Raw genomic sequence first — 19,028 nt, forward strand, 5'->3', positions numbered from 1 at the left:
TCTACGCTGCTTGTTCGGATAGTAGTCGGTCGAGTGCCTCGGCTGGTGTGTGCCAGTCGAGGCGCTTGCGGGGCCGGCGGTTGAGTTGGGCGGCGACGAGGTCGAGGTAGCCCGGGCCCCACTGTGACAGGTCGGTGCCTTTGGGGAAGTACTGACGGAGAAGCCCGTTGGTGTTCTCGTTGCTGCCGCGTTGCCATGGTGAGCGTGGATCGCAGAAGTAGATATCGATCCCCGTTGCGGCGGTGACCAGTTCGTGCTTGGTCATCTCGATGCCTTGATCCCAGGTCAGGGAACGTTGAAGCTGTTCGGGTAGTTCTCCGATCTTGTCGATCAGCGCCGCAGCGACGGTCTCGGCGGTGTGATCGCCGGGCAGGTGCAGCAGCATGACGAACCCGGTCGCTCGTTCGACGAGGGTGCCGATCGCGGACCCGGAGGCGGTCGATCCGAGGATCAGATCGCCTTCCCAGTCGCCGGGGATCGCCCGGTCCTCCACGTCTTTCGGGCGCTCGCTGATATTGACCATGTTCGGTATCCGATTCCGGACGGTGTTGCTGCGCTGCGGCTTACGAAGCTTCCTCCCGGTGCGCAGATGCGTGGTCAGCTCGCGGCGCAACTCGCCGCGCCCCTGAACGTAGAGGGCCTTGTAGATCGTCTCGTCGGACACACGCATCTCCGGGTCGTCGGGGAACTCCACCCGCAACCGGTTCGAGATCTGCTCCGGGCTGAAGTCGTCTTCGAGCCACTGTTGCACCACCTGCTGCAGCCGAGGGTTCGAGGCCAACTTCCCCGGTACCGTCCTGCAGGCCGCGGCATCGGCCGCGGCCTGCGCTGTGCTCGCCCGATACCGCCGCTCCCGCTCATACTCATACCGCCGGCCGTTGACCGTCCGACCGTGGATGAACGTTCCCGCACGGCGCAGCTCCCGGCTGATCGTGCTCGGCGAGCGCCCCAACCGGTCAGCGATCGCACGCACCGTCAGCCGATCGGCCCTGAGCAGGGCAATCTCCTCCCGCTCGGCAAAATCAAGCCTTCGGTACGAGGGCTCACCGGTTCGGATCGCGGGCTTCATTCCTCCACGATCGTTGAACCACCGGCTTGCCAGCCTCTCCGACACGCCCGCACCAGCGGCCGCGCTCGCGACAGTCTTACCGCTGCGGATCTGATCCCAGAACGGACGCTCCCGCTCCGCCGGACTCTTCGGCCTTCCCACCAGGCACACCTCATCTACCTCTGGTGTTGCGCTAGCCCCTTGGACCCGAGTGGGGTTTCACCGACCGAAACAGTGTTCAATCGCGAGGGGGGCCGGGAACCATTCGCCCGGTTCGCCCGTTGTACGGGTATGAAGCTCTTCGCGTTCCTGACCTACGTCGTCGTGGAGATCGCGGCGTTCGCTTCGCTGGTGGCCTGGCTCGGATTCGGGTGGGGCGTGCTGGCGGTCATCGCCGCGACCGCCCTCGGCGTGCTCATGCTGCGGCGCACCGCCTCGGGCGTCCTGCGTGACCTGGGGGAGGCCCTCGACGGGCAGCGGTCCGCGGGTCCCGCGCTCATGGACACCGCGATCCTCGCGGCGGCCGTCTTCCTGCTCGCCGTCCCCGGCGTGGTGAGCACGGCCGCGGGCCTGCTCCTGCTGGTCAAGCCGGTCCGCGCGGTGGTCCGTCCCGCGGTCGCGTACGTGGGCGCCAAGCGCGTCGCCTCCTTCGTGGAGGAGTCGGGACTGGTCACCGTCCTGGCCGGACAGCCGCGCGGGTACGGCACCGTCGTCGACGGTGCCGTGGTCCCGCCCGCCGGGCCCGGCACCGGACCGCGGCCGGGATACCGGGAGTTGCCGCCCGCGTAGCAATTGGCAGACTGGTCCGGTGACCGCAGAACTCCTCGTCGGCGGGCGGATCTACACGCCCACATCCACCTCAGCCACCGCCCTCGCCCATGAGAACGGTGTCGTGACCTGGATCGGCGAGGACCACGCCGCGCGCGCCCTGCACCCGGACCTGCCCGTCACCGACCTCGACGGGGTGTTCGTCGCCCCGGCGTTCGTCGACACCCATGTGCACCTCACCGCGACGGGGCTCGCGCTCACCGGCCCCGACCTCTCGGGCAGCGCGCAGGCGCTGCAGGCCGCGCTCGCCGCCGCCCCCGGCGCCACCGTCATCGCCCGGGGCTGGGACGACACCAACTGGAAGCGTCCGCTCCAGCGCACCGACCTCGACGAGAACCGCCTCGTCTACGCGGCCCGCGTCGACGAGCACTCCGCGCAGGCCAGCACCGCCCTGCGGGCGCTCGTCCCGGGCCTGGAGGGCCTCGCCGGTTTCTCGCCCGACGGTCCGCTCACCGCCGCCGCCCACCACGCCGTCCGCGCGGCGGCCCTCGCGTCGCTCACCGACGCGCAGATCACCGCCGCCCAGACCGCGGCCCTCGACGCCGCGGCCGCCGCCGGCATCGCCGCCGTGCACGAGTGCGGCGGTCCCGACATCGCGGGCGAGCGCGACTTCGCGCTCCTCGGCGCCCTCACTCACGGGGTCCACGTGCGCCGCTACTGGGGCGAGGCGGCCCGCGACGCGGAGCACGCGCGCGCGATCGTCGAGCGCACGGGCGCCGACGGCCTGGCGGGCGACCTCTTCGTCGACGGTTCGCTCGGCAGCCGCACCGCGCTGCTGCACGCGCCGTACGCGGACGCACCGTCGAACGGCGTGGGGTACCTCGACCAGGAGACCGTCACCGCGCACCTGCTGGCGTGCACCGAGGCCCGCATCCAGGCGGGCTTCCACGCCATCGGCGACGCTGCCGTGGCCCGGGTCGTCGCCGGCGTCGATGCCGCGGCCAGCGCGCACGGCGGCCCCCTGCTGGCCGCCTGCGGGCACCGGATCGAGCACGCCGAGATGGTCACCCCTGAGGAGGCGGCCCAGCTCGGCGACTGGGGCGTGATCGCCTCGATGCAGCCGCAGTTCGACGCGCTCTGGGGCGGACCGGACGGCATGTACACCCGCCGCCTGGGTGCCGAGCGCGCCGCGACCCTCAACGACTTCGCCCTGCTCGCGAAGAACGCCGTGCCGCTGGCCTTCTCGTCGGATTCGCCCGTGACCCCGCTCGACCCGTGGGCCGCACTGCGCGCCGCGGTACAGCACCGCACGCCCGGCAGCGCGATCTCGCCCCGCGCCGCCTTCGCCGCCGCCACCCGTGGGGCGTGGCGGGCCGGGGAGTCCGCGACGGCGTCGCCGGGACCCTCGTCCCCGGCGCGCCCGCGACCTTCGCCGTCTGGGACGCCGACGAACTGGTGGTGCGGGCACCGTCGGACGCGGTGCAGCGCTGGTCGACCGACCCGCGCGCCGGCGTCGCGCCGCTGCCCGACCTCGCGCCCGGCGCCCGGCTGCCGCGCTGCCTGCGCACCGTGGCCGACGGCCGGACGGTGTTCGCGGCGTGAAGCTCCTGCTCCGCGCGGGCACGAGCCTGCTCGCCGGCGTCGCCCTGTTCTTCGCGTTCCCGCCCGCAGGACTGTGGTGGCTCGCACCGCTGGGCGTCGCGGCGCTGGTCGCCGTCCTCGCGACCCGCGAGCGTCCGACGCTGCGCGGAGGCTTCGGTTACGGATTCCTCGCCGGGCTCGGGCTGTTCGTCCCGCTGCTCAAGTGGATCGACTCGATGGTGGGCGCCCTGCCGTGGATCGGCCTCGGTATCACGTGCGCGCTCTACTACGGCGCGTTCGGCCTGATCGCGACGCGCGTCGTCCGCGCGCCCGGCGGCCCCGTGTGGGTGGCGGCGGCGTTCGCCGTGACCGAGTGGGCCCGCGCCTCCTTCCCGTTCGGCGGCTTCCCGTGGGGGCGCCTCGCGTTCAGCCAGGCCGACGGTCCGCTGCTCTCCCTCGCCCGGTACGCCGGCGCGCCCGGCCTCTCCTTCGCCGTCGCGCTGCTCGGCGCGTGCCTCGCCGCGGCGGGGATCGCGGCGTACCGTCGCGCGGACCGTCGGGCGTACCTGCTGCCGGCGGCGGCGGTGGCCCTGACCGGCATCGCGACGGCGGCGGCCTGGCCGTTCGTGGGGGCACCGTCGGACGGCCGGACGGTGACCGTGGCGGCGATCCAGGGCAACGTGCCCGAGCAGCGCTGGGACGTCGCCACCCAGCGCGAGGCCGTTCTCACCAACCATCTGAACGAGACGCACCGGCTCGCGACGGAGGTCCGTGAGGGCCGGCAGCAGCAGCCCGACGTGGTGATCTGGCCCGAGAACTCCTCGGATGTCTCGCCGGAGCGCGACCCCGACGTGGCGGCGCGGCTACGGGCCGCCTCGGTCGACGTGGGCGCCCCGATCCTCGTCGGCTCGGTGCACTACGACGGCACGGGTCGGTACTACAACAGCATGCTGCTGGTCGACGCGACCGGAGTGATCGAGCGGCACGACAAGGCGATCCTGCAGCCCTTCGGCGAGACCATGCCGATGCGCGAGTTCTTCCGGTTCTTCAGCGATTACGTGGACCTCGCCAACGACTTCTCGCCGGGCACGGCCCCGGTGTCGTGCGCCCGAACGGCGTTCCGCTCGGGGTCGCGACGTGCTACGAGGTGGCGTTCGACCGGGCCCTGCGCGGCTCCGTCGAGAACGGGGCGCAGGTGCTCACGGTGCCCACCAACAACGCGACCTTCGGCCGCACAGGGATGACCTACCAGCAACTCGGCATGTCCGGGTGCGCGCGGTCGAGCTCGACCGGGACGTGGTGGTCTCGGCCACGACGGGCGTCAGCGCGCTGGTGCGCCCCGACGGTGCCGTGCCCCGGCGGACCGCCGTCTGGACGAACGACCACCTGATCGAGACGATCACGCTCCGTGCGGGCCTCACCCCGGCCGTGCGCCTGGGGATTGGGGAGAGGTGGCGCTGCTGGTGGCGACCCTGTGCGGCATCGCGATCGCGATGAGGCACGATAGAAGTCTGTTTGCGCCCCGTACCCGGACCGAGGAACCTGCATGAGCGAGCCGTCAGCGCCGTCGTCGAAGACGCTGGTGATCATCCCCACCTACAACGAGTTGGAGAACCTGCCGCTCATCGTGGGCCGGCTGCACCGGGCCCAGCCGGGCGTGGACGTGCTCGTCGTGGACGACAACAGCCCCGACGGCACGGGCGACCTCGCCGACTCGATGGCCGCCGACGACCCTCGGATCCACGTGCTGCACCGCGCCGAGAAGAACGGCCTGGGCGGCGCGTACATCGCGGGCTTCAAGTGGGCCCTCGAGCGCGACTACCGCGTGATCGTCGAAATGGACGCCGACGGCTCCCACGCCCCCGAGCAGCTCGAGCGGCACCTCGCCGCGATCGACGCCGGCGCCGACCTCGTGATCGGCTCCCGCTACGTGTTCGGCGGCAAGACCGTCAACTGGCCGCTCTCGCGGCAGCTGATCTCCCGCGGCGGCAACGTGTACAGCCAGGTGATCCTGGGCACGCGGATCCGCGACATCACGGGCGGTTACAAGGCCTTCCGCCGCGAGACGCTGGAGGGACTCGGCCTCGACGAGATCGAGTCGCTCGGCTACAGCTTCCAGATCGACCTCACCTGGCGCGCGGTGCAGGCCGGGTTCACGGTGGTCGAGGTACCGATCACGTTCACCGAGCGCGTGATCGGCGAGTCGAAGATGAGCGGCTCCATCGTCAAGGAAGCGGCCACCCTGGTCCCCAAGTGGGGGTACCGGGCCCGCAAGCGCAAGCTGCAGCAGCTGCGCGGCAAGTAGTCCCGCAGGCACGCGAAAGGGCCCCGGAGATCCGGGGCCCTTCGCGTTCACCGGGGACGAACCCCGCGCCTACTTGCCGCGACGCGCCTTGAGCAGGTCCAGCCGCTCCTTGAGGAGCTCCTCCAGCTCACCCTCCGAGCGCCGCTCGAGCAGCATGTCCCAATGGGTGCGCGGGGGCTTGACCTTCTTCTCCTCGGCCACGACACCGTCGATCAGGGTGCCCTCGAGGCCGTTCTTGCACAGCCACGTGCCGGGGATTTCTGCGTCGTCCGCGAACGGGACGTCGAACTCCTCACCGTTATCGGTGCGGTACCGCGCGATGCGGCGCGGCGCGAGGTCGTGGTCCCGATCCGTCTCATAGCTCACCGCACCCAGGCGGCTGCCCCGTAGAACTCGGTCTGCCATGCTTCTCCCAACGATCGCGGTACGCCGAACATTCCCAGTCTACCCGGTTCATTAGACTGCGGACATGACCACCGCTCGCCGTCGCAGGTCCGGCACCTGTGCCTGGTGCGGGCGCGAGGTGGTCTCCGAGGGGCCGGGACGCACCCGGAAGTACTGCCGGCGCTCGTGCCGGCAGCGCGCCTACGAGTCCCGCGCCGCGCTGACCGGCACCGCCCTGCCCACGGATTCGGTGGTGCTCACCGCGGCCGAGGCCGACGCAGTGGGGGAGCGTATGTTCGAGGTGAGATGCGCGGCCGAGGACGTGCGGACCGCGATCGCCGAGGGCGCCACCACCGCCGAACTGGCCGAGTTGGCGGACCGTCTGGTCGAGACCGCCAAGGCCGCGGAACGCCTGCGCTGACGCGCAAGCCGACCAGGAGGAAGCCGATGCCCCACGCCCGGATCCGGATCGCAGCACTGCTCGCGGTCGCGCTGCTCGCGCTCGGCGCGTGCTCGTCGACCGAGGCGCCGACGCCCGTGATCTCGAATCCGCCGGCACCGCCGGCACCCGCTGCACTGCCGGCCGACTGGAGCGAGTCCGTGCTCGACGTTCCCGGCGCCGACGGCGCAGCGACGTACGTCGCGCCCCGCAACCCGAGCCGGCTGCGCGCCGCGCTCATCCTGGGCTCGGCCGACAAGGCGGGCGAGGTCGCGACGCGCGAGTTGTCCGTCATGCTCGCCCAGCTGGGCGTCGCGTCTCTGCGGTTCGACGGCGGACCGTCGGGCGCGGACCATACGACGCTGCTCGGCCGGGCCGGGCGCGGCCTCGCCGCGCTCGCGGAGCGCTCGGGCCTCGGCGACGACCGACTGCTCGCAATCGGGCACGGCACGGCCGCACCACTGGCGCTGGCGCTGGGGGCGGGCGGCACGGGGCGCCAGCCGATGCCGATCGGCCTGATCGAGCCGTTCTCACCGGCCTCCCGGCCGGGACCCCTGACACCCTGCAAGCGGCGATGGCGCTGCCGCGGCTCAAGCACAATCTGCTCACCTGCTCGGACTCCGATATCGCCGTCGACTGCCGCGCCACGCAGAGCCTCGCCGACGTCATGACCGGCACCCACGTGAACTACGTCCGGCTGCGCGGCGTCAGCCACGCGCTCCAGGAGGACGAGTCGCGCGATCCCGCCCGCTACGGCACCGACCTCCCGTTCTCGGCGAGCCTCTACCGCTCCCTGGGCTCGTGGGTCTCGATGCAGTGAGCGGCGGCGCGGCCCTCGCGTCCGGCGCTGCGATCGCGTGGTCGAACGCCCTGGCACCACGGCTGGCGCGGCGGTTCGGTTGGGGCAGCGACGGCCGGTCGGCGGCGACGCTGGCCTTCTGCCTCGCCGACTCCGGGCTGGCGCGGTCCAGCATTCCGACGGTGCCCGGCGCCGTCGCCGGTGTGGCGCTCGCCGTCGCCGGCCTGGCGACGGTGGAACCCGTCGATCGGCAGCCCCCGTCGAGCCTCGCGAAATGGGTCCTCGTGGACATCCCGCTCGGCACCACCCTGCCGGAGGAGCTGCTGTTCCGCGGAGTGCTGACGCCGGCACTGCGTCGGGCGTACGGCGCGCGCACAGGCTCGATCGCCGGCCCCGCGGTGTTCGGCCTCTGGCACGTCGGTGCTGCACGGGCGGCGCACGACCCTGTATTTCCGACAATCTGCGTCACTTTCCTGGCAGGCGCCGGTTTCGATGTGCTGACCCGGCGTACCGGCAGGTGGTGGCCCGCTTTCGTGGCCCACTGGTTGCTGAACGGCTGCGGCGCCGTCCTCAGCTCCGGTTCAGTGTTTTCTTCATCTGATGCCACGGCACCGTAGAATCATGCGCAAGGCTTGATACCGACCCCGGGGGCTCCGCCCCCGGGAACCCCGGATCCCTTCCTGGAGGAGGAACATCGATGACTGACCGCCACACCGGCGCCACGGGAGTCACCCGGCGCGGATTCGCGCGCCTCGGCGCGAGCACCGCGCTCGCGCTCGTCGCGGCCACGGCCACCGTCGGGATCGCCACCGCAGCGCCCACGACGCCGGCGACGCCCACCACCGAGCCGACCACCTCGCAGGCGCCCCCGGTCGCCACCAAGACGGGCTGGGTCGCGCTGGCGGACGATGCCACCAAGCAGATCACCATCTGGCACAACGGCGAGGTCGTCAAGACGATGCCCACGTCGATGGGCAGCAACAAGCATCCCACCCCGAACGGCGTGTACTACACGATGGAGAAGAAGCGGGAGATGTACATGGATTCGTCCACGTACGGCGTCCCCGTGGATTCGCCCGAGGGGTACCGCACGTACGTCGAGTACGCCACCCGCATGTCGTGGAGCGGCATCTTCGTGCACGCCGCCCCGTGGTCGGTGAACCAGCAGGGTGTGTCCAATGTGAGCCACGGCTGCCTGAACGTGAGCACCGCCAACGGCAAGTACATCTACGACAACTTCCCGATCGGCACGCCGATCGTGGTGCGCGGCACCGTCGGCGGTTCGTACACGCCCGGTTCCTGACGCCCGCGACAGCGCAGAAAGAAACCCGCCCCGGTCCGACCGGGGCGGGTTTCTCGTCTCTTCGCGCGCGTCAGACCGTGGCGGGCGCGCTGACGGTGCCGAACTTCAGCTCGGGTGCGTCGACCTGCGAGCGCCGGTAGTCGAGCGAGTCGAGCACGAAGTTGTGCCGGATCATCCACGGATGCACGGTCGCAGCCTTGGGCATGGCGTCGGGCGAGCGCTGCACGTAGCCGGAGCTCAGGTCAAGCGCGGGATGCTCGGTGAGGACCTCGCCGCCGACGTCGGGCGCCACGTGGGTGTAGCCCTTGACCACCAGGTGGTTGAGCAGCCGTGCGATGGCCCGGGCCGAGATGTCGGCGCGCAGGGTCCACGAGTTGTTGGTGTACCCGATGATGAACGCGAAGTTCGGCACGCCCTCGAGCATGTAGCCGTTGAACGCGAACCGGTCGTTGGGCTTGACCGGGGCGCCGTCCACGCTGACGTCGACGCCGCCGAACGCGAGGAGCTGCAGGCCCGTCGCCGTGATCACGATGTCGGCCTCGAGCTCGCGGCCCGAGGTGAGCTTGATGCCCTTCTGGGTGAAGGTGTCGATGGTGTCCGTGACCACCTCGGCCTTGCCGTCGCGGATGGTCTTGAACAGGTCGCCGTTGGGCACGACGCACAGGCGCTGGTCCCAGGGCTCGTAGCGGGGCTTGAAGTGGACGTCCACCTCGTACCCCTCCGGCAGCATGCTCTGGTTGAGCTTGCGCAGGAACTTGCGCGAGGTCTTCGGGAAGGAGCGCGCGAGCACGTACTGACCGACGTTGATGACGGCGTTGACGTTGCGGGTGATGGTGTGTGCGACCGGGGCCGGGAGCACCTTGGCCCCGAACTTGGTCAGCGGGTCGGCGTTGGGGACCGGCAGTACGTAGGTGGGGGAGCGCTGCAGCATGGTGATGTGCTCGACGTCGTCGGCCATCGACGGGATCAGCGTGATCGCTGTGGCGCCGGAGCCGATGACCACGACCTTCTTGTCCTTGTAGTCCAGGTCCTCCGGCCAGTGCTGCGGGTGCACGACCTGGCCCTGGTACTGGTCGACGCCGGGGAACGGCGGCTCGTAGCCGGCCTCGTAGTTGTAGTAACCGGTGCAGGCGACCAGGAACCGCGCCTGGTAGACGACCTGCTCACCGTCGCGCTCGGCGGTGACGGTCCAGAGGTCGGTGCGCGAGTCGAAGTCGACGGTGCCGACCTTGGTGTTGAAGCTGATGTGCTTATCGATACCGAACTTCGCGGCGGCCTCTTCGATGTACGCCTTGATCTCCGGGCCGCTGGCGAGGCGGTTGGTGCCCTTCCACGGCAGGAACGGGTAACTCAGGCTGAAGATGTCCGAGTCCGACCGGATGCCCGGGTAGTTGAACAGGTCCCAGGTGCCCCCCATCGCCCCGCGCTGCTCGAGGATGGCGTAGCTGAGCTGCGGCACCTCGTTCGACACGCGGTACGCCGTATCGATTCCGGCCAAGCCGGCGCCGACGATCAGTACGTCCTTGTAGATAGCCTCGGGATCAGCCACGGGGCCTCCTTGTCGAATCCGCCGCGGTCCCGCAAGGGCTGCTTACTGAGACCGGGTCAATAACAGGTTGAGCCCAATGCTACAGCGCGGTAGCTATGGGGTCCAGATCTATCATCCGACGTGGAGCGTGTCCCCGTCCAGCCGCACTGCGACCGAGGTCAGCGGGGTGCGGGCCGGCCCGCGCTCGACGGAGCCCGTCGCACCGTCGAACCGGCTGCCGTGCGCCGGGCACTCGAGGGTGAGGCCCTCGCTCGCCCCGACCGTTGCGCCCTGGTGGGTGCACGCGGCGTCGAAGGCGACGTACTTACCCGCCGTGGGCTGGGCGACCACGTACGGCTTCGCGCCCGCGATCACGACGGCGTTGCCGACGGGCACCTGAGCGGCCGGCACCTGAGCGCCGCTCTGCGCGCCGCCGGGCGACCCGGTCCCGTTCGCGGGGAGTGGACCCCGACGTGGTGTCGTCCGTGCTCGGCGATCCGCAGGCGACCGCGACGGGCAGGATCGCGATTCCCGGGATGGCCGCGAGCACCGCGCGCCGCGTGGGGCAGAACATCGGCTGAGTTGTCTGCGTCACACCGCACACTCTGCCAGCATTGTTCCGTGTTCACCGAGATCGCGGGAATTCCGTCCCATCCGCTGTTCGTCCACGGCGCGGTGGTGCTCCTCCCGCTCGCCGCGCTCGCCGTCGTCGTGGCGGCCTGGTGGCCGGCGGCGCGCACCCGCCTGGGCGCCGGGCTCCCCGTCGCCGCGGCGCTCGCGCTGGGTGCCTGCTACGTGGCCAAGGAGTCCGGGGAACGACTCCAGCAGCGGCCCACCATGGCGGGAATGCAGGAACAGATCGAGGGCCACGCGACGCAGGGCACCGCCACGTTCCTGTGGGCGATCGCCCTGACGGTGCTCGCGGTGCTGGTCTGGGCCGGGTCCAGCCCGGTGGTCGGGTCGCGGTTCGCGGGCTCGACGGTGCTGTCCTCGCGCGCCGGGGCGATCGTCCTCGCCGTCCTCGCCACCGCGGCGGCCGCCGCGTGCGTCGTCGGGACCATCTCGGCCGGACACTCCGGCGCGACCATGGTGTGGTCGGGGATCTGAGCTACGCGGTGCCCGCCTCGCGGCTGTGCGCCTTGGTGAGCTCGACGTAGCCGGCACCGTTCGCGGTGATTCCGGCGCGCTCCGCGTCGGTGAGTTCGCGCCGTACCTTGGCGGGCACGCCCGCCACCATCGACCCCGGCGGCACCTCCATGCCCTGCGGGACGAGGGCGTTGGCCGCGATCAGGGTGCCCGCGCCGATCACTGCGCCGTTGAGCACCGTCGCCCCCATCCCGACGAGCACGTCGTCGCCCACGGTGCAGCCGTGCAGAACCGCGTTGTGCCCGATGGAGACCCGCTCGCCGACGGTGAGCGGCACGCCGGGATCCGCGTGCATCACGACGCCGTCCTCGACGTTGCTGTCCCGGCCGACGGAGATCGTCGCCATGTCGCCACGGATCACGGCGCTGTAGAAGACGCCGACGCCGTCGCCGAGCTCCACGTCGCCGATCACGGTGGCGGAATCCGCCACCCACGCCGTCTCCGCGATCCTGGGCGAGAGCTGTCCGAACGATCCGATCACGGGTGCCTCCTACGGGCGATCAGGCTAATGCAGTGGTACCGAGGAGCTTACCGACGGCGTACGTGACGGCCATGGCGATCAGCCCACCCACCACGACACGCGATGTGGCCCGCTTGGCGTCGGCGCCGCCGAGCCGGGCCGAGACGTAGCCGGTCAGCGCCAGCCCGATCAGGACGGCGAGCGCGATCGCGAGGATCCGCTGCGCCTCGACGAGCGACGCGAGGATCGGGATGGCGGCGCCGACGCTGAACGCGACCGCCGACGACAGCGCCGCGGCGATCGGGCTGGTGAGGTTCTCCGCGTCGATGCCGAGTTCGGCGTCGAGGTGGGCCTGCAGCGGGTCGTGCGCGGTCAGCTCCTCCGCCACCCGGCGGGCGGTCTCGGGGAGAGCCCCTTGGCGCGGTAGATCTGCTCGAGTTCACTGAACTCGTCGTCGGGCATCTGGCGGAGTTCGGCCTTCTCCTTGGCGATCAGCGCCACCTCGGTGTCGCGCTGCGTACTCACCGACACGTACTCGCCCAGCGCCATCGACACCGCCCCCGCGGTGAGGCCGGCGATGCCGGCGGTCAGGGTCGCCGCAGTCTCGCCCGTGGCCGCGGCGACGCCGATGACGATGCCCGCGGTGGAGATCAGGCCGTCGTTCGCGCCGAGCACCCCGGCGCGCAGCCAGTTCAACCGATCGCCGACCGCGCCGTGGTGGGGCTCGAATTCGTGTGTGCCTTCGCCGATCTGCTCAGCCATGCGAAGAAGTCTAGGTAGGTTCGTCGCATGACGGCAGCTCAGATCGGACTTCCCCGCCGGCTCGCGGTCGGCGGCGGCGCACTCGCCGACACCGGACGCCTCGTCCGCGACCTCGGCTACTCCCGACCCGTGGTGGTGACCGATGCGTTCCTACAGCGCCAGGGCACCGCGGACCGGCTCGTCGCGGCGCTCACCGAGGCCGGGTGCACCGTCGCCGTGTTCGACGGGACGGTGCCCGACCCGACGACGGACTCCCTCGTTCCCGGCCTCGACGTGGTCCGCGGCCACGACGCCGACTGCGTCATCGGCCTCGGCGGCGGCAGCCCACTGGACACGGCGAAGGCCCTCGCGGTGCTCGCCGCGGGCGGCGGGACGATGCGCGACTACAAGGCCCCCACCGTCACCACCGGCCCCGCGCTCCCGGTGATCGCCGTTCCCACCACGGCCGGCAGCGGCAGCGAGGCCACCCAGTTCAGCATCATCACCGACAGCGCGAGCGACGAGAAGATGCTCTGCCCGGGGCCTGCGTTCCTGCCGGTGGCGGCGGTGGTCGACTACGAGCTCACGCTCTCCATGCCGGCGCGGCTCACGGCCGACACCGGCGTGGACGCCCTCACCCATGCGATCGAGGCGTACGTCAGCCGCAAGGCGAATCCGTTCGCAGACGGCTTTGCGCTCACCGCCATCCGGACGATCTCCGCCACGTTGCGGCGCGTGTACGCCGACGGTGCCGACCGTGCGGCCAGGGAGGCGATGATGCTGGCCGCCACACAGGCGGGCGTGGCGTTCTCCAACAGCTCCGTCGCGCTGGTCCACGGCATGAGCCGGCCGATCGGCGCGCACTTCCACGTAGCGCACGGACTGTCGAACGCGATGCTGCTGCCCGCAGTGATGCAGTTCTCCGTGGACTCGGCGCCGGCGCGGTACGCGGACTGCGCCCGCGCCTACGGCCTGTCGGGCGACTCGGACGCCGCACTCGCGCAGGGCCTCGTCACGGCGATCGAGCAGCTGTGCGTCGACCTCGCCGTGCCCACACCCAGTGCGTACGGCATCGACCGCGCGCGCTGGGACGAACTGTCCCCGCTCATGGCCGAGCAGGCGCTGGCGTCGGGATCGCCCGGCAACAACCCGCGCGTCCCCGACGCGGCCGAGATCGTCGAGCTCTACGCCGAGGTGTACGGCTAGGCCGCTGCCGCCACCCCGGAGTCCTCGTCCGGCTCCGGCGTCTCGGGCGCGGTGTCACTGTCCGACGGTGCAGTGTCCGGATCCGTTTCGATGTCGGTCGGCGCCGGAGTCGGCTCGGCATCGACGTCCGACGGTGTGGTGGCGGGCTCGGGGAGTCCGTCGGCCTCCGGTGCGACGGTCCCGTCGGTCCCCGCGCCCGGTTGGGTCTCAGCCTCGGGCTGCTCGGGGTCGGCGTCCACGTCCTGCTGCGGGACGCTCGACGACCCGACGCGGTTGGTATCGCGCTCCACGGGGTCCGAAGTCGGCATCGTCCGCGTGAGGATCTCCTGGACCGGAACGGTCCCAGGGGTTCCCTCCCGGTGCTTGGCAGCGTCGCCGGAATCGCCGAACACCGACGTGAGCTCGAGCGGACTCGGGGCCGGACCCGCGGACAGCGGCGGGAACGAGGGGAGCCCCGTGTCGCCGGGTTCGTTCACCGGGACCAACCGGTTGAGGACACGGTCGAACTCGATCGGCACCGGTATCCCTTGCGCACGCAGCATCCAACCCCACGGGTTCTCGCCCTTGTCGAGGGAGACCCACGTGACGTTGTCCTCGTTCCACGTGCGTTTGACGGTGCCGTCGGCGTAGCGCTCGACCGTCACCTCGTTGCCGTTGCGCATCTCGACAGTGGTGGCCACAGGAGTCTCCGCCACGGCCCCGGGCGTGAAACCCTCTCCGTCCTCCGGCGAGTACTTGCCGATGTTCTGCGCCGTGTACACCTTCCCGTGCATGTCGTATCCGGGGATGAAGTAGAACACCGCGGAGACGGGATTGCCGCCGAGCCCGCAGGCGTAATCGCCCTTGACGCACACACTCACGACGGTCGCGCCCGACGCACCGTCGTTGCGAACCGGACCGTTCATCAGGCCGGGGATCCCGGGTGGGATCACGTTCCACATCCCGGAGCGAACGAAGCTGGGACTGCCCTGTTCGATGACGGTCAACTTCGCCGCACCATTCGGAGCGGGATGAGCAGCGCCGTACCGCAGGACCGCGATGCCCACCACATCCGCACCTTGGGAGATCGTGTACACGACGACCTCTTCGTCCGGATCATCGTCCTTGATCGACTCGATCGCCTGGACGGTGGCGTCCGCTCCCGTGTCCACCGACGTCGCGAACGTGTTCTCACCGTCCGCACTCAGCGCGAATCCCGGGAACCCGACGCCGAATTGCGCTGGATAATGAACGAACACGGGCGCTGCGCCTGCGTAGTCACCGCGGATCCGCTCCCACTGATCTTTCCCGTCGGGATCGCTCGCGCCGCCGACGACGACGATGGTCTTCGCAGCGGCGGTCGCGAGCAGACCGGGTGCGATTCCTGCCATTGCGACGGTGCCCGCGATCCCGAGGCCCGCCAAGGCGAGCGCGGCGGGGTGCGCGGGCGGGCGGGCGGATCTGCTCGTCATTCGCTATTCACTTTCATCAAATAACCACTGATCAGAGGAACTCGATGATGATTCTGCACCTGTGATGCCGCAAACGATCAATACCAGCCGCCCGACCCGCGATTCGGCCCGAAGATTCCTCCGAACGGATTACACGGCGATCACAGGAGCTTCTGCATCCGCGCGATCTCGGCCTGCTGGCCGGTCTTGATCGCCTCGGCGATCCTGCGGTTCTCCGGGTTGACGCCGCGGGCGAGTTCGGTCTCCGCCATGGTGATCGCGCCGCGGTGATGCTCGATCATCATGGTGAGCCACAGCCGGTCGAATTCGGCCCCGCGCGCGTTCTTCAGCTGCTCCATCTGGGCGGGGGTCATCATCCCCTCCATGGTGTGCGTCATCGTCGCCGACGGTGCGGGCTTGCCCCACTGCTTCAAGAGCCGGGTGAAGGCGTCCATCTCGGGCTGCTGCGCCCCTTGATCTCGGCCGCCAGCGCGACGACGTCCGCTCTCGCGCCCTTGCCGTCCACGAGGTCGGCCATCTCGACGGCCTGCGCGTGGTGCGGGTACATCATCGTGGCGAAGTCGACGTCGGCGTCGTTGAAGGCGGCGTTCGCCGCGGGCGAGGACGGTCCGGCGCCGGTGGCGCCGTGCCCGGCGTGCTCCGCCGCGGGGTCGACGATGCCGCGGGCGCCGGTTCCTCCGACGCGGTGCACGCGGACAGGACGGTCGCGCCGGCGGCGATCGCGGACAGGATCACGGCGGTGCGGATACGAGTGTTGTTGTGGAACATGGTGTTCCCCTTCGTGTGTGTTCGGGTCGATCGGACGCGGAGGTGTCGCGCCGCGGCCGGCGGCCGCGCGCGAGGCGTCGATCAGACTCGGAGCACGCAGAGGCGATGCAGGTCGAGAACGGTCCAGGGCGGGGGACCGCGGGCGACCGCGGCACGGTCCGACGGACGTGCCCCGGGGGCACCGTCGGACCAGGGGAGCGTGGCCACGAGCGGCGGCGCGGCCACCGACTTGTGGACGACGACGGTGCCGGCGCAGTCGTGCGCGTCGTGCTGGTGGACGGCATCGGCGGTCTGTTTCTCGACCGTCTGCCGGTGCTCCGTCGAGTGGACGGTGGGGGCGGCTCGCTCGACGGCGTGCCCACCGCCTCCGTGTGCGAGCCCCGTCGGCCGCAGGCCGGTGTGCATGAGGATCACCCCGACGCCGAGCACGACCGCCAGCACTGCCGCCGTCACCCGCATCCGAAAGATCCGCACGGGGCGATGATACCCCAGAGGGGTATATGGCGTCAGCGCTGGCGGAGTCGGACCTCGGCGAGCAGCTCCGCGCCGCCGCGCGCGCGGCCACCGCGTCGCCGTCGACGACGGCGCCGATCAGGGTGACGTGCGCGCACTCGTACGACGTGGACGCCCCGACCGGGAACTCCTCGAGGTGCTCCTGCAGGATCGGGACGAGCGAATCGTAGAACTCGAGGTAGATCGCGTTGTGGCTGGCGGCCACGACGCCGCGGTGCATGGCCAGGTCGGCGGCGACGGCCTCCTGCTGGGCCCCCGCATCGACCCGCTCGGGCGACCACAGTCGATTGCGCCGTTCGAGCAGGCGCTGCAGGTCGGCGACGTCGTCGTCGTCGCGTCGCTCCGCCGCGAGCCCCGCGGCGGTGACCTCGAGCGCCTCCCGCAGTTCCAGCAGGTCGGTGTCGCGGGCGGCGGAGAAGTAGTCGCCCAGCGTCGAGGTGGCGCAGGCGGACAGCACATACGTCCCCGACCCCTGACGGCGTTCGAGCATGCCCGCGTGCACCAGCGCTTGCACGGCCTCCCGCACCGTGTTCCGCGCGGTCCCCGTGAGCTCGCGAAGCTCGGTCTCCGTGGGGATTCGCGAGCCCACGGGCCAGCGCCCGCCGGCGATCTCGCCGCGGAGCTGTTCTGTGACCTGCGCGATCAAGGTCTGCCTACGTACCGGTTGCATCACAGTCATCCTATCCGGCCGAGAATCGGCTTGCCGCCATAGATCCATTCATCCTATGATTTCCTTGACCGTAAGGAGGGCGAATGACCACCGTTGTGACCGAGCCGCAGGGGAGCGACCAGCAGATGGCACGTTCCGTGCGCCAGGGCCGGCTTCTCGTGCTGCTGGCGATCGTTCTGTTCGCCTTCTCGCTGCGCACCGCCGTCACATCGCTGACGCCACTGCTGACCCAGATCAGTGGGGAGATGCACTTCGGGGCCACGATCATCGGCGTGTTCGGCATGCTGCCGACGGCGATGTTCGCCGCAGCCGGCGTCGTGTCTCCGCTGCTCAGCAACCGGATCGGGCTCGAACGGACCACCCTGGTGGCGGTCGTCGCGACGGCGCTGGGCATCGGAGCGCGCTCGTTCATGGGCGGCACTGCCGGTCTGCTCGCGTTCTCCTGCCTCGCCCTCCTGGGTATGGGCATCGGCAACGTGGTACTTCCGCCCCTGGTCAAGCGCTACTTCTCGGACAACGTCGCGGTGCTGTCGACCGCCTACCTGACGTTCGTCCAGCTCGGGACGATGGTCCCGGCGCTGACCGCGGTGCCGCTCGCCGACGCCTACGGATGGCGCGTGTCGCTCGGCATCTGGGCGATCGTCCCGATCGCGGCCTTCCTGCCCTGGCTCGGCATCGTCCTCGCGCGGCGGGGTCACGACGTGCACGACGTGTCCGCCGAGGCCGCCGGCGAACCCCGCGGCCGGATCTGGCGCTCGCCGCTCGCGTGGGGCGCGGCCGCGATGTTCGGCATGACCTCGCTCAATACGTACGCGATGTTCACGTGGATCCCCACGATCCTCTCGGACGCGGGCGGCAGCGCGGCGCTCGGCGGCAACATGGTCGCGCTGTTCTCCGGCGTCGGCTTCGTCGCGACGCTCGTCATCCCGGGCCTGTGCGCGCGCATGACGAACCCGTTCCCGCTCGTGATCGTCTTCCTCGGATGCTTCGTCGTCGGCTTCCTGGGGTTGTTGTTCGCGCCGATGACTCTCACCTGGCTCTGGGTGATCGCCGCCGGACTCGGACCGACCACGTTCCCGATGGCACTGACGCTGGTCAATCTGCGTACCCGCACGGGCGCGGGCTCCGCATCGCTGTCCGGCTTCATGCAGGGCGTGGGCTACCTGGCGGCGTGCGTCGGCCCGCTCGGGTTCGGCCTGCTGCACGAGGCGTCGCACGGCTGGATCGCACCGTTCGCGATGCTGTTCTGCTGCCTCGTGGTGCTGTGCCTCGGCGCCTACCAGGCCTGCAGGCCGCGGATGCTCGAGGACACCTGGAACTGATCTAGAACTTGCTGCTCCAGTAGTCCCAGAACTGGACCGCGATCAGCGTGATCACGACGATGTACCAGAGCAGGACGAGGGCGGCCAGCAGCTGCCGGACCTGCTGCGTGGCCTTCGTGCCCAACGCCGCCGCGACGGAGGTCGCCAGCACGATCGGCATGATCGTCCACACGAGCATGCACCACAGGCACAGCGCGTGGATCTCGAAGAGGCTCGAGTAGATCAGGAAGACGATCAGCGCGATCCCCGCCACCGAGCCGAGCGATAATCCGGTCCAGAACCAGCGGGGGAGCGCGACGCCCCCGGCGGCCAGCACGCCCGCCACGATCACCACCGAGAACGACGCGATGCCGATCAGGGGGTTGGGGAACCCGAACAGCGAGCCCTGCCAGGACTGCATCACCGAGCCGCACGAGATCGTCGGGTCCAGGCTGCAGCCGGGAACGTAGTTCGGGTCCTCCAGGATCCGGATCTTGTCGATCGTGAGCATCGCCGAGGCGAGCAGCCCCAGGACTCCGGTGATGATCAGCAGGAACCCGGTAGTTCGTCGATTCTCAGTGGTGGCCACGACAGCGATCGTATGCGAAGCGCCCGAC

Annotated in this window: 20 protein-coding genes and 4 pseudogenes; 13 read left to right on the plus strand and 11 right to left on the minus strand. The window is 70.5% G+C overall.

What is annotated here, in order from left to right; translation table 11 throughout:
- Position 1: 1 nt before the first annotated feature.
- Positions 2-1,069, minus strand: coding sequence for an IS30 family transposase (locus MTP03_RS11600; RefSeq protein ID WP_248488480.1), 1,068 nt, complete (start codon positions 1,067-1,069; stop codon positions 2-4).
- Positions 1,070-1,339: 270 nt separating this feature from the next.
- On the opposite strand from MTP03_RS11600, the gene MTP03_RS11605 reads away from it, so the two are divergent.
- From MTP03_RS11605 to MTP03_RS11625, 5 genes and pseudogenes are all read left to right on the plus strand, one after another.
- The gene (locus tag MTP03_RS11605) at positions 1,340-1,837 is read left to right on the plus strand and encodes an FxsA family protein (RefSeq protein WP_248488481.1); all 498 of its coding nucleotides are present in this window, start codon (positions 1,340-1,342) and stop codon (positions 1,835-1,837) included.
- Positions 1,838-1,856: 19 nt separating this feature from the next.
- Positions 1,857-3,418, plus strand: a pseudogene (locus tag MTP03_RS11610) (amidohydrolase).
- Positions 3,415-4,641, plus strand: coding sequence for an apolipoprotein N-acyltransferase (gene lnt, locus MTP03_RS11615; protein ID WP_248488482.1), 1,227 nt, complete (start codon positions 3,415-3,417; stop codon positions 4,639-4,641). Before MTP03_RS11610 ends, lnt begins: the two are co-directional and overlap by 4 nt.
- A 25-nt stretch (positions 4,642-4,666) precedes the next feature.
- Entirely contained in the window at positions 4,667-4,894 is a 228-nt protein-coding gene (locus MTP03_RS11620) for a hypothetical protein (protein WP_248488483.1), read from the plus strand.
- 49 nt (positions 4,895-4,943) lie between these two features.
- Positions 4,944-5,702: a polyprenol monophosphomannose synthase gene (locus MTP03_RS11625; RefSeq protein WP_248488484.1), complete on the plus strand. Its 759-nt coding sequence runs from the start codon at positions 4,944-4,946 to the stop codon at positions 5,700-5,702.
- Positions 5,703-5,771: 69 nt separating this feature from the next.
- On the opposite strand, the gene MTP03_RS11630 is transcribed toward MTP03_RS11625, so the two are convergent.
- Entirely contained in the window at positions 5,772-6,107 is a 336-nt protein-coding gene (locus MTP03_RS11630) for an RNA polymerase-binding protein RbpA (RefSeq protein ID WP_248488485.1), read from the minus strand.
- Positions 6,108-6,171: 64 nt separating this feature from the next.
- Between MTP03_RS11630 and MTP03_RS11635 the strand changes: the two genes are divergently transcribed.
- From MTP03_RS11635 to MTP03_RS11655, 5 genes are all read left to right on the plus strand, one after another.
- Positions 6,172-6,507, plus strand: a complete 336-nt coding sequence (locus tag MTP03_RS11635; protein ID WP_248488486.1) for a hypothetical protein — start codon at positions 6,172-6,174, stop codon at positions 6,505-6,507.
- Between the two features lie 26 nt (positions 6,508-6,533).
- The gene (locus MTP03_RS11640) at positions 6,534-7,196 is read left to right on the plus strand and encodes a hypothetical protein (RefSeq protein WP_248488487.1); all 663 of its coding nucleotides are present in this window, start codon (positions 6,534-6,536) and stop codon (positions 7,194-7,196) included.
- Positions 7,193-7,345, plus strand: coding sequence for a hypothetical protein (locus MTP03_RS11645; protein WP_248488488.1), 153 nt, complete (start codon positions 7,193-7,195; stop codon positions 7,343-7,345). Before MTP03_RS11640 ends, MTP03_RS11645 begins: the two co-directional genes overlap by 4 nt.
- Complete coding sequence (locus MTP03_RS11650; protein ID WP_248488489.1) at positions 7,327-7,941, plus strand: CPBP family intramembrane glutamic endopeptidase; 615 nt, start codon at positions 7,327-7,329, stop codon at positions 7,939-7,941. The genes MTP03_RS11645 and MTP03_RS11650 overlap by 19 nt, the downstream gene beginning before the upstream one ends.
- Positions 7,942-8,021: 80 nt before the next feature.
- Positions 8,022-8,627: a L,D-transpeptidase gene (locus tag MTP03_RS11655; protein WP_248488490.1), complete on the plus strand. Its 606-nt coding sequence runs from the start codon at positions 8,022-8,024 to the stop codon at positions 8,625-8,627.
- A 70-nt stretch (positions 8,628-8,697) separates the two neighbouring features.
- Here the strand turns inward: MTP03_RS11655 and MTP03_RS11660 are convergent, their stop codons facing one another.
- Complete coding sequence (locus MTP03_RS11660) at positions 8,698-10,176, minus strand: NAD(P)/FAD-dependent oxidoreductase (RefSeq protein WP_248488491.1); 1,479 nt, start codon at positions 10,174-10,176, stop codon at positions 8,698-8,700.
- Between the two features lie 111 nt (positions 10,177-10,287).
- On the minus strand, positions 10,288-10,566 hold the full coding sequence (locus tag MTP03_RS11665; protein ID WP_248488492.1) for a Rieske (2Fe-2S) protein: 279 nt from the start codon (positions 10,564-10,566) through the stop codon (positions 10,288-10,290).
- Positions 10,567-10,776: 210 nt separating this feature from the next.
- On the opposite strand from MTP03_RS11665, the gene MTP03_RS11670 reads away from it, so the two are divergent.
- Entirely contained in the window at positions 10,777-11,262 is a 486-nt protein-coding gene (locus MTP03_RS11670; protein ID WP_248488493.1) for a hypothetical protein, read from the plus strand.
- A 1-nt stretch (position 11,263) separates the two neighbouring features.
- Here MTP03_RS11670 and MTP03_RS11675 read toward each other — a convergent pair whose 3' ends face one another.
- Together MTP03_RS11675 and MTP03_RS11680 are read right to left on the minus strand one after the other, a co-directional pair.
- Entirely contained in the window at positions 11,264-11,782 is a 519-nt protein-coding gene (locus MTP03_RS11675) for a gamma carbonic anhydrase family protein (RefSeq protein WP_248488494.1), read from the minus strand.
- A gap of 19 nt (positions 11,783-11,801) precedes the next feature.
- A pseudogene (locus MTP03_RS11680) lies at positions 11,802-12,523 on the minus strand (VIT family protein).
- Positions 12,524-12,550: 27 nt separating this feature from the next.
- Between MTP03_RS11680 and MTP03_RS11685 the strand changes: the two are divergent.
- Positions 12,551-13,708, plus strand: coding sequence for an iron-containing alcohol dehydrogenase (locus tag MTP03_RS11685; protein ID WP_248488495.1), 1,158 nt, complete (start codon positions 12,551-12,553; stop codon positions 13,706-13,708).
- Here the strand turns inward: MTP03_RS11685 and MTP03_RS11690 are convergent.
- The 4 genes and pseudogenes from MTP03_RS11690 to MTP03_RS11710 all read right to left on the minus strand — a co-directional run.
- On the minus strand, positions 13,705-15,159 hold the full coding sequence (locus MTP03_RS11690) for a PE-PPE domain-containing protein (RefSeq protein ID WP_248488496.1): 1,455 nt from the start codon (positions 15,157-15,159) through the stop codon (positions 13,705-13,707). The genes MTP03_RS11685 and MTP03_RS11690 overlap by 4 nt on opposite strands.
- 140 nt (positions 15,160-15,299) lie before the next feature.
- Positions 15,300-15,709: pseudogene (locus MTP03_RS11695) on the minus strand (DUF305 domain-containing protein).
- Positions 15,710-16,008: 299 nt separating this feature from the next.
- A complete protein-coding gene (locus tag MTP03_RS11705; RefSeq protein ID WP_248488498.1) occupies positions 16,009-16,401 on the minus strand; it encodes a DUF6153 family protein in 393 nt (130 codons plus the stop codon).
- A gap of 73 nt (positions 16,402-16,474) precedes the next feature.
- Positions 16,475-17,110: pseudogene (locus tag MTP03_RS11710) on the minus strand (FadR/GntR family transcriptional regulator); the annotation flags it as partial.
- Between the two features lie 83 nt (positions 17,111-17,193).
- On the opposite strand from MTP03_RS11710, the gene MTP03_RS11715 reads away from it, so the two are divergent.
- Positions 17,194-18,432, plus strand: a complete 1,239-nt coding sequence (locus MTP03_RS11715) for an MFS transporter (RefSeq protein ID WP_248488499.1) — start codon at positions 17,194-17,196, stop codon at positions 18,430-18,432.
- Between the two features lies 1 nt (position 18,433).
- On the opposite strand, the gene MTP03_RS11720 is transcribed toward MTP03_RS11715, so the two are convergent.
- Positions 18,434-19,000, minus strand: a complete 567-nt coding sequence (locus MTP03_RS11720) for a vitamin K epoxide reductase family protein (protein WP_248488500.1) — start codon at positions 18,998-19,000, stop codon at positions 18,434-18,436.
- Positions 19,001-19,028 lie beyond the last annotated feature (28 nt).

Origin of the sequence: Tsukamurella sp. PLM1, assembly GCF_023168325.1 — a bacterium.
GTDB lineage: Bacteria > Actinomycetota > Actinomycetes > Mycobacteriales > Mycobacteriaceae > Tsukamurella.